Consider the following 13,939-nt stretch of genomic DNA (forward strand, 5'->3'; position numbering starts at 1 on the left):
AGACTGCCAGCCCCCAATGAACGCATCCGCCAAATTCACGACATCCCAGATCCGCAGCGACTTCCTTGAATTCTTCAAGGGTAAAGGCCACACCATCGTGCCGTCGGCGCCGCTGGTGCCGGGCAATGATCCGACCCTGCTGTTCACCAACTCCGGCATGGTGCAGTTCAAGGACGTGTTCCTTGGCGCGGAAAAGCGCAGCTACGTGCGCGCGGCCGACGTGCAGCGCTGCCTGCGCGCGGGCGGCAAGCACAACGACCTCGACCAGGTCGGCTACACCGCGCGCCACCACACCTTCTTCGAAATGCTGGGCAACTGGTCGTTCGGCGACTACTTCAAGAAGGACGCGATCGCCTGGGCCTGGGAGCTGCTGACCCAGGTCTGGAAGCTGCCGGCCGAACGCCTGCTGGTCACCGTGTACCAGACCGACGACGAAGCCTACGAACTGTGGCGCGACATGGTCGGCGTTCCGGAAGAGCGCATCGTACGCATCGGCGACAACAAGGGCGCGCCGTTCGCTTCGGACAACTTCTGGCAGATGGCCGACACCGGCCCGTGCGGCCCGTGCACCGAGATCTTCTACGACCACGGTGATCATATTGCTGGTGGTCCCCCGGGTTCCCCGGACGAAGACGGCGACCGTTTCATCGAGATCTGGAACCTGGTGTTCATGCAGTTCGACCGCCAGCCCGACGGCACCCTGGTGCCGCTGCCGGCGCCGTGCGTGGATACCGGCATGGGCCTGGAGCGCCTGGCGGCGATCCTGCAGCACGTGCACACCAACTATGAGATCGACCTGTTCCAGGCGCTGATCCGCAAGGCTTCCGAGCTGACCGGCACCGCCGACCTGGAGAACAAGTCGCTGCGCGTGATTGCCGACCACATCCGTGCCTGTTCGTTCCTGATCGTCGATGGCGTGCTGCCGTCCAACGAAGGCCGCGGTTACGTGCTGCGCCGTATCATCCGCCGCGCCCTGCGCCATGGCTGGATGCTGGGCGTGCGCCAGCCGTTCTTCAGCAAGCTGGTACCGACCCTGGTCGAGCAGATGGGCGAGGCCTATCCAGAGCTGCCGGCGGCGGTGGACACCGTCACCCGTGCGCTGCAGGCCGAAGAAGAGCGTTTCGCCGAAACCCTCGACGCCGGCATGAAGATCTTCGAGGACGTGGCCGGCAAGGCCAGCAATGGCGTGATCCCGGGCGTTGACGCGTTCCGCCTGTACGACACTTATGGCTTCCCGCTCGACCTGACCCAGGACATCGCGCGCGAGCGCGACCTGACCGTCGACATCGCCGGCTTCGATGCCGCGATGGAACAGCAGCGCGAAACCGCACGGGCGGCCGGCAAGTTCGGCGGCGGCGTGACCCTGCCGGCCGAGCTGGTGGCAACGCTGAGCCCGACCCTGTTCCTGGGCTATGACCGCCTGCAGGCCGACGGCCTGAGCGTGCTGACCCTGCTCAAGGACGGTCGTCCGGTGCAGTCGGCCGATGCCGGTGATTCGGTCATCGTCATCACCAACCAGACCCCGTTCTATGCCGAATCCGGCGGCCAGGTCGGTGACACCGGCGTGCTGGCCGGCAACGGCGTGCGCCTGGCGGTGGAGGACACCCAGAAGTTCGCCGGCCAGTTCCATGGCCACGTCGGCACCTTGTCCGAAGGCGGCCTGAAGGTCGGCGATGTGCTGTCCGGCCAGGTCGATGGCGAGCGCCGTGGCGCCACCATCCTCAACCACTCGGCCACCCACCTGCTGCACGCCGCGCTGCGCGAAGTGCTGGGCACCCACGTGCAGCAGAAGGGCTCGCTGGTCGCGCCGGACCGCCTGCGTTTCGACTTCTCGCACTTCCAGCCGATCAGCGCGGAAGAGCTGGCGGTGATCGAGCGCAAGGTCAACCAGCAGGTGCGTGCCAACAACGCCGCTGAAGTGCACACCATGGCCATGCAGGAAGCGCTGGACTTCGGCGCGATGGCCCTGTTCGGCGAGAAGTACGGTGAGCACGTGCGCGTGCTGAAGATGGGTGACTACTCCACCGAGCTGTGCGGTGGCACCCACGTCAACCGTACCGGCGACATCGGTCTGTTCAAGATCACCTCCGAGGGCGGTGTTTCCGCCGGGGTGCGCCGCATCGAGGCGGTTACCGGCCAGGGCGCCCTGGACTACGTGGACGCCGAAGAGGCCCGCCTGGCCGAGGCCGCTGAACTGCTCGGTGGCAGCGCTGCCGACGTGGTCGAGAAGATCCGTGCCCTCGGCCAGCGCCAGAAGCAGCTGGAACGCGAACTGGAGGCCGTGAAGGCCAAGGTCGCCGCGGGTGCCACGGCCGACCTGTCCGGCCAGGCCGTCGAGGTCGCCGGCGTGAAGGTGCTGGCTGCCCGCCTGGAGGGCTTCGACGCCAAGGCCCTGCGTGACGCCATGGACCGCCTGAAGCAGCAGCTGGGCGACGCGGTGATCGTGCTGGCCGGTGCCCAGGACGGCAAGGCCGCCCTGGTCGCGGGTGTGAACGGCAGCGCAATGGGCAAAGTCAAGGCCGGGGAACTGTTGTCCCATATCGCCGGTCAGATCGGGGGCAAGGGCGGCGGACGCCCGGACCTCGCCCAGGGTGGTGGCGAGGACGGGCCCGCCCTTGCCACTGCGCTGGCTGCAGTCGTCGAATGGGTCAGCCCCCGCCTGTGATGAACCCTGCCGTCCCCCTCCTTGTAGGAGCGGGACGGCTGACGGTACCATTGCGAATCTTTTCCCTTTGTCGTGGTAGCGCTTCTTGACGGAGCGTCAAGCCGGTGGGGGATACCCTTCCACACGGTTCCATGGAGACTTACAAAAATGTTGATCCTGACTCGCCGCGTCGGCGAAACCCTGATGATCGGTGACTCGGTGAGCGTCACCGTGCTTGGCGTCAAGGGTAACCAGGTGCGTATCGGCATCACTGCGCCGAAGGACGTCGCTGTGCATCGCGAAGAGATCTACCAGCGCATCCAGCGTGGTGATGAAGCCGGTGGCACCGGTAGCGAAAATTCTGCCGAATAACGCTTTACCTTCGCACTCGATTAACGTTATGATTCACGCCCCGCTGAGGTGCAACGCACCAGATGCGGAGAATACCCCGGAGTGATGCCCGAGTGGCCGAAGGGGCTCCCCTGCTAAGGGAGTATAGGGTCAAAAGCTCTATCGAGGGTTCGAATCCCTCTCACTCCGCCAGATACAAAGAAGCGCCTGCAGATCCTCGATCTGCAGGCGTTTTTCTTTATGGCCGGCCTTCAGAGCCGTATCGTCACGCCGACCTGGAAGCCCCGCCCCGGCAGGGGCGCGATGTACTTCAGCGGCGAGTTGTGCGGCCGCGCTTCTTCATTGAGCAGGTTGCTGCCATTGACGAACACTTCCACGCCTGCGATGTAGCTGTTGCGCACTGGAAGTTCGCGGCTGACCTGCAGGTCGACCAGGTTGAATGCGTCGAGCGGAATTTCCTCACTGACATTGCGACCCAGGTACTTCTGCGCGTCGTAGTAGGTGCTGGACAGTTGTGCCTTCCAGCCTTCGCGCTGCCACTGCAGGTTGGCGCCGTAGCGGTTGGTCGGCATGTTCGGCAGATACTCGCCGTCGTTGTGGGCGCGCAGCGAATCCGGGTGGTCGGCCTTGTTCTTCACCAGGTCGGCGAAGGCGGAGACGTTCAACGTGCCATAGCGGCCCAGGTCCAATGCCTGCGACGCGTCGATCTCGAAGCCCTTCACCGTGGTGTCGGTCTGCTTCCAGTACTTCAGCGGCAGGCGGTTGGCGGTCTGCAGGCCGGAATAGCCGAGATAGAGGTAGTTCTCGTACCGCATCCGGTACGCGGTGGCGGACAGCTCGAAACCGCCGAGGTGGAACCGGCCGGTCAGTTCCAGGTTCTTCGCGCGCTCCGGTTCCAGGTTCTGGTTGCCTTCTTCCTGTGTCATCACCGAATAGTGCGCGTTGCTGGCATACAGCTCGTTGATCTCCGGGGCGCGCTGTGAGGATGAGTAACGGACCTTGGCCGCGAACAAGGGGCCGAGCTCGACGTACGAGCCGAGGCTGTAGCTGTTGAGCCGGTAGTCGCGGTCCTGCAGTTTCGTGTTGGCGGCATTGCGCGCGGTCTTGAAGCGGCTGGGCTGTAGTGCGTGGTCGACCCGTTCGTGGCGTACGCCGGCATCGAAGGTAACCCAGCCGACGTCCACCGTTTCCTTCAGGAATACCGCATTGCTGCGGGTGTCCACGTCCGGCAGGTAGCGCTGCGAGCCGCTGCCGCTGACATCACGCGACTGGTGGCTGAAACCGACCAGGCCGCTGAGCGGGCCGACGCGTTGATGGCTGAGCAGCAACTCGGCCTGGGTGCTCTCGAAATCGTAGTCGTTTGCCCTGGTGGTACCCAGCCGCTCGCCTGAAGTGTTGTCCAGCCTGGACACGCGGAGTTCCGCGCGCTCGAACCACGGCAGCGGATCACGCAGCAGGGCTTCCAGCGCGTAGCGCTGCTGCTTGATCACCACGCCCACCGGCAGGCCATCGGCATGGTTGGAACCGAACGACAGGTTCTGCATCGAGAAGCCCGGCACGCCGTACTCGCTGTCCTTGGCATCGATGCTGACACCGACGTAGCCGCGGTCAAAGAACAGGGTCGAGCCGAAGGCCACCTGCGAGTTGCGCGCATGGCTGTTGCCCAGCCGATGATGGTAGTCGGGCGTCACATCATTGTTGATCTGCTTCTGCACGTATGACGGCGTGCCGGCGACATAGGCAGGATTGACCGGGTTGATATAGGTGCGGCGCTGCCAGACCGAGGTCGGGTTGTTGGTGTAGAACGAGAATTCACCATCGGCCCAGTCAGGATTCTCGGTCATGAACTGGTCGATGTAAGGCTGCGAGGCCTTGTTGTAGATCTGCTGTACGCGTGCTTCCTTCTGGCAGCTGTCGGCCAGCGCCGAGTTGACGCCGCCGGTCGGCGGGAACAGTCGGGTGTTGCAGACACGGGCCTTGCTGTTGCCGGGGATGTCGTAGTGCGAGATGCGCTGGCGCGAGACCTGCAGGTTGGTCGAGAGGTTGCGCTGGTTGTTGAAGTTCATGCGGAAGCCCTGCGCATCGGCGGCATTGAAGCCCTTGCGCAGGACCAGTTCCATCGACTGGTCCTTGTCTTCCATGCTGCGCGAGATCAGGCCCGAATCGATCTCGACGCTGCCGCCGATCGCATTGCCGCCATAGCGCACCGTGTCCGAGGACTTGTTGACGGTGACGCTGCGCACGAACAGTGGATCGAACGGAATGTTGATGTCGCCGCTGATCGCGTTCATGCCGAGGATGGACTGGCCGTCCTGCAGGATCTGCACGCGGTTGCCGCTGAGGCTGCGGATGACCGGGGCGCCCGCGTTCGGCCCGAAAGCACTGTTCTGCACGCCGGAGACGTGTTCGAGCAGGCCGCCGAGGGTGCGGTTCTGCGCCTGCGGATTGTCGACGGTGACCCGGCTGTCGATGCGCGAGGGCTGGGAGGCCTGGACCTGGAGGGTGGGGAGGGTGGGTTCGTCCGCGGCCTGGGCGGTGTGGACGGCGAACAGAATGGCAGCAGCAAGCAGGTGGCGACGCATGGCAGGACTCGTGAAGGCGAAGTGAAATGTTATAACGTAACTCTTTGTATCGGCAAGGACGGATGAGACCTTGCCGCCAGACCGAAATCGCGGGGGCGCGAATGAGGTTGCCGCGTGTTCAGCGCCCCGCCTTGCGCCGGGCGCCGATGCTGTGCACGATCCGAGGCGCTGCGCCCCACAACGCGTCACGCAGAATCTTCTTCACTGGAACGGAGCAACGTATGAAGCTGTTGTCCGCTGTGTTGTTGTCTGCGCTTTCACTCCCCGCCGTTCCGGCGCTGGCAGTGGAGACTTCGCCTTCTCCCCTGCTGGGGCGCTGGTCGCTGGATATCGCCACGTCTGCGCTACCCGAAGCGCAGCGCCCGAAGCACGTGGTGCTCGAGTTCAAGGACGCCGGTGGTGGCCGCTGGAGCTCGCACGTGGACATCGTCCTGCACGACGGCAAGACCATGAAATCCGACGGCACGCTGGCCCTGGATGGCACGCCCGGCGCCCTGTCCGGCACCTATGGCGCGGACAAGGCCAACCTGAAACTGCCTGCACCGAACACGCTGGTGATGCAGCTGGTGGACCATGGCACGCCGGCCTCCACCCGCATCTACACCGTGGCGGATGACCAGGCGACGATGACCGAGACCAAGGCGTTCTACGGTCATGACGGCACGCCGATCCTGCAGACCAACCTGTTCAAGCGCATGCCGTAGCGATGCTGCATTCACCACGCCCGCAGGGCAGGCGTGGTGAATGCAACGGCCTTACACGGCGGCGGCCGGATCGCGCTTGCCGGTGTCGATGCCGTACTTGTCGATCGCGTCCTGCATCCGCGAGCGTTCGATGCGGCCTTCGTCGGCCAGCGACTTCAGGGCCGCCAGTACGATGAAGTGGCGATCCACTTCGAAGAACGTGCGCAGCGATTCACGCGTGTCGGAGCGGCCGAAGCCATCGGTGCCCAATGCGGTGAAGCGGCGGTCGTTGATGAAGGGACGGATCTGGTCGCCGACGATCTTCATGTAGTCGGTGGCCACCACCACCGGGCCTTCATGACCCTGCAGGCACTGCTGCACGTAGGGCACGCGCGGTTCTTCGGCCGGATGCAGCAGGTTCCAGCGCTCGGCGGACAGCCCGTCGCGGCGCAGTTCGGTCAGGCTGGTCGCGCTCCACACATCGCTGGCGATGCCGAAGTCCTGCTGCAGCAGGTCTGCCGCGGCTTCCACTTCGCGCAGGATCGAGCCGCTGCCCATCAGCTGGACGCGTGGCTGCAAGGCGTTGTCGGCGGCTGCCGGATGCAGCAGGTACAGGCCCTTCAGAATGCCGGCTTCGGTGCCTTCGGGCAGTGCCGGCTGCGGGTAGTTCTCGTTGAGTACGGTGATGTAGTAGTAGATGTCTTCCTGGTCGACATACATGCGTCGCAGGCCGTCGTGGATGATCACCGCCAGTTCGTAGCTGTAGGTCGGGTCGTAGGACACGCAGCTCGGAATCACCGACGACAGCACGTGGCTGTGGCCGTCATCGTGCTGCAGGCCTTCGCCCATCAGCGTCGTGCGGCCCGACGTCGCACCGAGCAGGAAGCCGCGGGTACGCGCGTCGGCAGCGGCCCAGGCCAGGTCACCGACGCGCTGCAGGCCGAACATCGAATAGAAGATGTAGAACGGAATCGTGGCCAGGCCGTGGTTGCTGTAGGCGGTGCCGGCGGCGATCCATGAACAGATCGCACCGGATTCGTTGATGCCTTCCTGCAGGATCTGACCGTCCTTGGCTTCCTTGTAATAGCTCAGCTGGCCGGCATCCTGCGGGGTGTACAGCTGGCCCAGGTAGGAGTGGATGCCGATCTGGCGGAACAGGCCTTCCATGCCGAAGGTGCGCGATTCATCGGGCACGATCGGAATCACCAGCTTGCCCAGATCCGGGTCCTTCAGCAGGCTGGTGAGGATGCGCACGAAGCCCATGGTGGTGGACTGGCCGCGATCGCCACTGCCCTGCAGCTGGGTGTTGAAGATCGACAGCGGCGGCAGCGGCAGCGGATCCACCTTGGCCAGGCGCGCCGGCAGCTGCCCACCCTGGATGCGGCGGCGTTCGGCGAAGTAGGCGGCCTCGGCGCTGCCCGGTTCCGGGCGCAGATAGGGCATCTCCTCCAGCTGCTCGTCGCTGACCGGCAGGTTGAAGCGGTCGCGGAAGGCGCGTACTGCATCGGCGCTCATCTTCTTCAGCTGGTGGTTGATGTTCTGGCCTTCGCCGGCTTCGCCCATGCCGAAACCCTTGACCGTCTTGGCCAGGATCACCGTCGGCCGGCCGCGGGTGTTCACCGCCTGCTGGTAGGCGGCGTACACCTTCTGCGGATCGTGGCCACCACGTGCCAGCGCCCAGATGTCGTCGTCGCTCATGTGCGCGACCAGCTCCAGCAGCTCGGGGTAACGGCCGAAGAAATGCTCGCGCACGTAAGCACCGCTCTGCGACTTGAAGGTCTGGTAGTCGCCATCCACGCATTCCATCATGCGCTGGCGCAGCAGGCCGCTGTGGTCGCGGGCCAGCAGGTCGTCCCAGCCACTGCCCCAGATCAGCTTGATCACGTTCCAGCCGGCCGCGCGGAACGTGCCTTCCAGTTCCTGGATGACCTTGGCGTTGCCGCGCACCGGACCGTCCAGGCGCTGCAGGTTGCAGTTGACCACGAACACGATGTTGTCCAGCCGCTCGCGGCCGGCCAGCGAAATCGCCGCCAGCGATTCGGGCTGGTCCATCTCGCCGTCGCCGAGGAAGGCCCAGACCTTGCGGTCCTGGTGCTGCTTCAGGCCGCGGTACTCGAGATAACGCATGTAGCGCGCCTGGTAGGCGGCGGTCAGCGGGCCCAACCCCATCGACACGGTGGGGAACTGCCAGAACTCCGGCATCAGGCGCGGGTGTGGATACGAAGACAGGCCGTCACGACCGGCTTCGCGGCGGAAGTTGTCCATCCGTGCCGGATCGATGCGCCCTTCCACGTACGCACGGCCGTAGATGCCCGGCGCGGAATGGCCCTGGATGTAGATCATGTCGCCGTCGAAGGTGTCGGTACGGCCACGGAAGAAATGGTCGAAGCCCACGTCGTACAGCACCGCCGCCGACTGGTAGGTGGCGATGTGGCCGCCGACGTTGGAGTGCTTGCCGGCGCGCAGCACCATCACCATCGCATTCCAGCGGATCATCGCGTTCAGGCGGCGCTCGATGGCCAGGTCGCCCGGGTAGGCCGGCTGGCGCTCCGGCGGGATGGTGTTGACGTAGGCGGTCCACGCGCGCGCATGCAGATCGCCGTGCCGCTGCGCATCCAGCTCGCTGAGCTGGTCGATCAGGTAATGCGCGCGTGGCCGGCCACCGGCCTGCATCACCGCCTCCAGCGATTCACGCCACTCCCGCGTTTCCAGCGGGTCGGTATCGAAGGGGGTCAGGGCTTGGTTCATGACTGTCTCCAGAGGGCGCCGACTCCGCCTGGGCGACAACACCGGCTGGGCGCACAGCACTGGAGCGGGGTCGCAATGGCGGGGCCGTGACGCGAAGGGCGACCGTGGCGGCCACCGGGGAGGCAAGCGTAGGCCCGGCCCCGCGGCTTCGATAGGCGGGCCCGGCTTGGGTCTCTGGCAAGCAAGGGTTGGCACGGTGCGCCATATCATGGGCGAATGTGCCGGGCGGAGAGTGCCTGGCATGGCCGCCTGCTGCAACGCCACTGTCATCGATGGCCGTCACCCTGCGGGGCTTTCCAGCCTCGGGGTGTTGGCCGGCCGTGAACAGCGTGAGGATCTGGGAGAAGAGCTACGCGCTGCGCCGACGGCTGCTGCGTGGCTTCTTCCTGCGTCGCGGTTCTGCCAGCGAAGACGCCGAGGACCTGGCGCAGGAGGTGTACCTGCGGCTGCTGCGGGCCACCGGCGAGAATGCCGCAGCGATCGAGAACCCGGAGGCCTACCTGTTCACGGTCGCGGCCAACCTGGCACGCGAGCACGCGCGCGCGCGTTTGTCGCTGCCGCCGTTGGAAGACGTGGATCAGCTGGCCGAAGTGCTGAAAAGCGAAGAAGACATCGAGGGCGAGTTCGAGCGCGCGCAGCGCTGGAACGATATCCGCAGCACCATCGCACGTCTGCCGGCGACCACGCGACGGGTGATGGAGCTGCATTACCGCGACGGGCTGGACTGCCCGGCAGTCAGCCAGCAGTTGCAGGTGTCGGTGCACATGGTGCGCAAGCACATCGGCAAGGGTCTGGAGGCCTGCAGGAAGGCGCTGGGCGCCAGGGAGCACGCATGAACCGGAACGCATCGCCCATGGCCGACGACACGGTCGCCTGCGAGGCAATGGACTGGTTCCTGCGCAATCGCGAGGGAGTGCTGGACGAGGCCGAGCGGATTGCGTTCCTGGACTGGATGAAGCGCTCGCCCGAGCACGTGCGCGCCTATATGCACGCCCTCGCGCTGCACCGGCAGGTCGGCGAGGCACTGCAATCGCCGTTGCCGGAAGAGGCGCCGGCGCCGCCACGGCAGGCGGCCGCCAAAGTGGTGCCTCTGTTCGATAGTGCCCCCGCCGCGCCGCACGCCGCGCCGCTGCGCCGCCGCACGCGCGGGTGGGTGATGGCTGCCGCAGCCTGCATCGCCCTGCTCGGCGTGGGCCTGGTTCCGCAGCTGATACCCACCGAACAGCTGTACAGCGCCGACCACGGTGAACTGCGTGACCTGGTGCTGCCTGACCGGACACAGGTGCGGCTCAACGCGGACAGCCGCCTGCGGGTACGCATGGGCTGGTTCAGTCGCAAGGCGGAACTGCTGCAGGGCGAGGCGACGTTCGACATCGCACGCGACCGCCGCCCGTTCGAGGTGCAGGTGAACGGCTTGGAGATCCGGGACATCGGCACAGTCTTCGACGTGTCGCGACGCCTGCAGAGCACGCGCATCGGTGTGGTTTCCGGCGAGGTCGAGGTCTGGAGCCAGGGCGCGGGTGCCCGCCGCCTGGCCCAGTTGGGGCAGGGCCGGGTGGTGCAGGTCGACGCGCGCAGCCATGCGGTGGAGTCCTTGGACATGCCACTGTCGATGCTGCTGGACTGGCAGCAGCGCAAAGTGTCCTTCCTTGACGAACGCTTGGACGAAGTGGCTGCTGCCTTCAACCGGCACAACCAGGTGCAGGTGCGCGTGCTGGACGAGGGCGCGGCATCGGCACGGTTGTCCGGCAGCCTCGATGCGCATCGCATCGGTGCGCTGCAGGCCTTCCTCGAACGTGACCCGCGCTTCGTGGTGAGCCGCGAGTGCGACACAGTGCGGGTTGGCAGCCGCTGAGGCCGAGGTGGCCGTGGACTGTCAGAAAAAATTCATTGAATCCGCGTTCTCCACTTTGGTGGATGCGGGCTCTTACTTGGGAGAAGCCGCTGCCGATCCGCGCAGCGGCGCCTGCTGCCTTCTCTCTTCCAAGGACCCGTGATGCGCAACACGCTCTACCTGTCGATCATCCTCGCCCTGTCTCCCGGCAGCATGCCATTGGCCTTCGCCGCCGCCGCCGATGGCCTGGAGGCGCGTGTGTCCACGCCGATCGCGGCACAGCCGTTGGCGCGTGCACTGGAGCAGTTGTCACGCAGTTCCGGGGTGCAGTTCCTGTACTCGGCCGATGGCGATGCCCGCATGGCCGGTGCGGTGCCGCGCGGTGCCACCGTCAGGCAGGCGCTGGATGCACTGCTGGCCGGTACCGGTCTGGGCTACACCGTGGTGGATGGCAATGTCATCGCCATCGATCCGGCACCGGTACGCAACGCGCCGAACCCCGGCGCACCGAAGCCGCGCGAGGCCGAGGCGGTGGTGGCGCCGACCCTGGACACGGTGAAGGTGATTGCCGCGCACGAGGTGATCGACCAGAAGAAGACCTCACCGGTGATCAAGGATTCGGTGGTCTACGACGAAATGGACAGCTACGGCGACGAGACCCTGGCCGAGAGCCTGATGGCCGCTCCAGGCCTGAGTGCGGTGGAGGATGCCGGCGAGCCACGTTACGTGACGGTGCGCGGCGTACAGGCCAATCTCAACTACACCACCATCGATGGCATCGCGATTGCCAGCGTGGGTGGCAGTGGCTCCGGCGAACGCATGAACAACCTGCAGCTGATTCCCAGCGACATCGGCACCCGTACCGACATCTACAAGAGCTTCAGTGCGGAGCAGGCACCGGATGCGATCGGCGGCGTGATCGACATCATCAGCCGCAGTGCCTTCGACCGGTCCGGCAAGTACGTGTTTGCCGACGTGGCAGGTATCTATTCCACGGCCGAGACCAACGTCGAGCGCAGCGCTGGCGGCAACCACGAAACCCTGGGCCACTTCGGCAAGAGCGCCAAGATGGTGTTCTCCAACCAGTTCGGCGCCGGGCAGGAGTTCGGCATCGTTGCGGTGGCACGCTATGAGCAGCGTTCGCGCAACAGCGTCAAGCGCTGGGTGGAGTCGAACTACTACTACAACGACGCCGGCAAGTACCTCACCGACGGCACCACCGGGCCGGATGAGGCCAAGGGTTGGAACGGGCTGCGTGCGCCCGGCAATTTCAGCACCGGCACCTACACCAACTTCATCACCAACTTCGGCGGCTCGGCCAAGCTGGAATGGAAGCCGTCGGACGATCCGTTCTACGCATCGCTGCTGCTGTACTCGTACCGGTTCTACGAGAACTCGACGATGAACAAGACCGACCTGTACGGCAACGCCAAGTTTCCGATCCGCAACCAGACCGAGGACAGCGGCACCACCCAGATCAACAGCATCTACATCAAGAACCGCCACGACCGCTGGGACCGCAGCAACCGTGGCGCCATCGCCAGCTTCAACTGGGACATCGGCGACCGTTCGCGGCTGAGCCTGCGTGGCGGCCATACCGAAGAGACTTTCCACAACAACCAGGTCTACTGGGGTGTGCGCGCCTACCCAAGCAGCCTGTTCGTCGACTACGAGAACGACAGCCACGGTTTCCCCAACGCGGTAGCGGTGTCCGATTCCAGCCTGTTGACCAGCTCGGCGTTCAAGCTCAATCCGGCGCAGGCCTATGTCTCCCCGCGCGATGCCAAGGAGAGCATCGACAACCTGCGCGCCGACTTCAGCTACAACATCGACGCCGATGCGCGTGGCTTCGGCCTGGCCACCGGCGCCGAATACCGCCACCTGAAGATCCGGCAGGACATCGACTTCGACTACTTCAAGAGCAGCGCCACGCTCAACGATTACCTGTATCCGGGATCGACGCTGCTGGGCAGCGTGCCGGGCTTCCCGCTGATCGACAACCGCAAGTGGAACGAGGAACTGCTACCGGAACTGGGCAACAACAATGCGGCGTATCCGAATGCCAACTTCACCAGTGACTACAAGTACGTGGAGGACATCACCAATGCGTACGTGTCCGCGCACTACGCCTGGGACCGGCTGCTGCTGATCGGTGGCCTGCGCCATGACCACACCCGCTTCGATGCCTACAGCCCGTTCAGCAATGATGGCGGCACCACCTATACCTCCGCCTTCCGCAACACGAGCGGTGGCTACAACAACCTGTTGCCCTCGTTGAATGCGACGTTCAAGCTGAGCGAGGACCAGCACCTGCGCTTCTCCGCCAGCCGCACGCTGGGCCGGCCGACGCCGAGCAACATTGCCCAGGCCACCAGCACCAGCTGTGGCGATGACGAGGAGGGCAGGGGCTTCTGCACCATCAAGCAGGGCAATGCGAACCTGCAGCCGCGCCGTTCCACCAACATCGACCTTGCATGGGACCTGTACTTCAACGGCAACAACGGCCTGGTCTCGGTGGCGTTGTTCGACAAGGTAATCAAGGACGACATCTACACCCTGACCACCTTCGAGAACGTGGGCGATACCCGTTACCGGGTGACCCAACCGATGAACACCGATGAGTCCAGGCTGCGCGGCGTCGAGTTCGCGGTGGCCAACCGCAACCTGCAATGGGGCCGCCAGCGCTTCGACATGTACTTCAACGCCACGCGGCTGGAAGGCAGGACCAACTACCGCATCACCGATGGCACCGAGCGACGCCTGGACCGGCTGCTGTACCAGCCGGACTGGTCGCTCAATGGTTCGGTGATCTGGCGCATGCCGTGGAAGAACTCGCAACTGCGCCTGTCCGGAACCTACCGCAGCCGGATGCTGGTCGACTTCGGCGACACCCAGTGGCTGGATTCGTACTACGACCCGTACATGACCTTCAACATGGCCTTCAGCCACAAGGTCAGCAGGCACGTGACGCTGAAGTACGAAGCCAAGAACCTGTTCAACACCCAGCCGACCTACAGCACCGGCCCGAACGGGCGCTTCCGTACCGAGATCGACGACTACGGCCGCTTCTTCTACTTCCACATCATCTACAACTGAG

The 13,939-nt window shown here is 65.0% G+C and carries 8 protein-coding genes and 1 tRNA gene; 7 read left to right on the forward strand and 2 right to left on the reverse strand.

Annotated features, from left to right (window positions below; translation table 11 throughout):
• Window positions 1–16: 16 nt before the first annotated feature.
• The 3 genes from alaS to ACT6SE_RS07715 all read left to right on the forward strand — a co-directional run bounded on the left by alaS (window position 17) and on the right by ACT6SE_RS07715 (window position 3,187).
• Window positions 17–2,665, forward strand: coding sequence for an alanine--tRNA ligase (alaS, locus tag ACT6SE_RS07705; RefSeq protein WP_046429918.1), 2,649 nt, complete (start codon window positions 17–19; stop codon window positions 2,663–2,665).
• A 147-nt stretch (window positions 2,666–2,812) separates the two neighbouring features.
• On the forward strand, window positions 2,813–3,016 hold the full coding sequence (gene csrA / locus ACT6SE_RS07710) for a carbon storage regulator CsrA (protein WP_004152909.1): 204 nt from the start codon (window positions 2,813–2,815) through the stop codon (window positions 3,014–3,016).
• A gap of 78 nt (window positions 3,017–3,094) precedes the next feature.
• Window positions 3,095–3,187, forward strand: a tRNA-Ser gene (locus ACT6SE_RS07715).
• A 59-nt stretch (window positions 3,188–3,246) separates the two neighbouring features.
• On the opposite strand, the gene ACT6SE_RS07720 is transcribed toward ACT6SE_RS07715, so the two are convergent.
• Window positions 3,247–5,577 (reverse strand): TonB-dependent receptor, encoded by a 2,331-nt coding sequence (locus tag ACT6SE_RS07720; protein WP_046429920.1) that lies wholly within the window; start codon window positions 5,575–5,577, stop codon window positions 3,247–3,249.
• A 221-nt stretch (window positions 5,578–5,798) separates the two neighbouring features.
• Between ACT6SE_RS07720 and ACT6SE_RS07725 the strand changes: the two genes are divergently transcribed.
• The gene (locus ACT6SE_RS07725) at window positions 5,799–6,281 is read left to right on the forward strand and encodes a hypothetical protein (RefSeq protein ID WP_014646723.1); all 483 of its coding nucleotides are present in this window, start codon (window positions 5,799–5,801) and stop codon (window positions 6,279–6,281) included.
• Between the two features lie 51 nt (window positions 6,282–6,332).
• On the opposite strand, the gene aceE is transcribed toward ACT6SE_RS07725, so the two are convergent.
• A complete protein-coding gene (aceE, locus tag ACT6SE_RS07730) occupies window positions 6,333–9,008 on the reverse strand; it encodes a pyruvate dehydrogenase (acetyl-transferring), homodimeric type (protein WP_046429921.1) in 2,676 nt (891 codons plus the stop codon).
• A gap of 320 nt (window positions 9,009–9,328) precedes the next feature.
• Here aceE and ACT6SE_RS07735 point away from each other — a divergent pair, with 320 nt between their 5' ends.
• The 3 genes from ACT6SE_RS07735 (at window position 9,329) to ACT6SE_RS07745 (ending at window position 13,938) form a co-directional block, all read left to right on the forward strand.
• A complete protein-coding gene (locus tag ACT6SE_RS07735) occupies window positions 9,329–9,844 on the forward strand; it encodes an RNA polymerase sigma factor (RefSeq protein ID WP_041863300.1) in 516 nt (171 codons plus the stop codon).
• A complete protein-coding gene (locus tag ACT6SE_RS07740) occupies window positions 9,841–10,863 on the forward strand; it encodes a FecR family protein (RefSeq protein WP_046429923.1) in 1,023 nt (340 codons plus the stop codon). The genes ACT6SE_RS07735 and ACT6SE_RS07740 overlap by 4 nt, the downstream gene beginning before the upstream one ends.
• Window positions 10,864–11,004: 141 nt before the next feature.
• Window positions 11,005–13,938 (forward strand): TonB-dependent receptor, encoded by a 2,934-nt coding sequence (locus ACT6SE_RS07745; RefSeq protein ID WP_046429925.1) that lies wholly within the window; start codon window positions 11,005–11,007, stop codon window positions 13,936–13,938.
• Window position 13,939: the final 1 nt, after the last annotated feature.

It is taken from the genome of Stenotrophomonas sp. LC732, from assembly GCF_052446685.1.
Classification (GTDB): Bacteria; Pseudomonadota; Gammaproteobacteria; order Xanthomonadales; family Xanthomonadaceae; genus Stenotrophomonas; species Stenotrophomonas muris.

Excerpts from the sequence above, each read along its gene's own strand:
- alaS (WP_046429918.1), top strand. The coding sequence starts at position 17 with ATGAACGCATCCGCCAAATTCACGACATCCCAGATCCGCAGCGACTTC.
- csrA (WP_004152909.1), top strand. The coding sequence starts at position 2,813 with ATGTTGATCCTGACTCGCCGCGTCGGCGAAACCCTGATGATCGGTGAC.
- ACT6SE_RS07720 (WP_046429920.1), bottom strand. The coding sequence starts at position 5,577 with ATGCGTCGCCACCTGCTTGCTGCTGCCATTCTGTTCGCCGTCCACACC.
- ACT6SE_RS07725 (WP_014646723.1), top strand. The coding sequence starts at position 5,799 with ATGAAGCTGTTGTCCGCTGTGTTGTTGTCTGCGCTTTCACTCCCCGCC.
- aceE (WP_046429921.1), bottom strand. The coding sequence starts at position 9,008 with ATGAACCAAGCCCTGACCCCCTTCGATACCGACCCGCTGGAAACGCGG.
- ACT6SE_RS07740 (WP_046429923.1), top strand. The coding sequence starts at position 9,841 with ATGAACCGGAACGCATCGCCCATGGCCGACGACACGGTCGCCTGCGAG.
- ACT6SE_RS07745 (WP_046429925.1), top strand. The coding sequence starts at position 11,005 with ATGCGCAACACGCTCTACCTGTCGATCATCCTCGCCCTGTCTCCCGGC.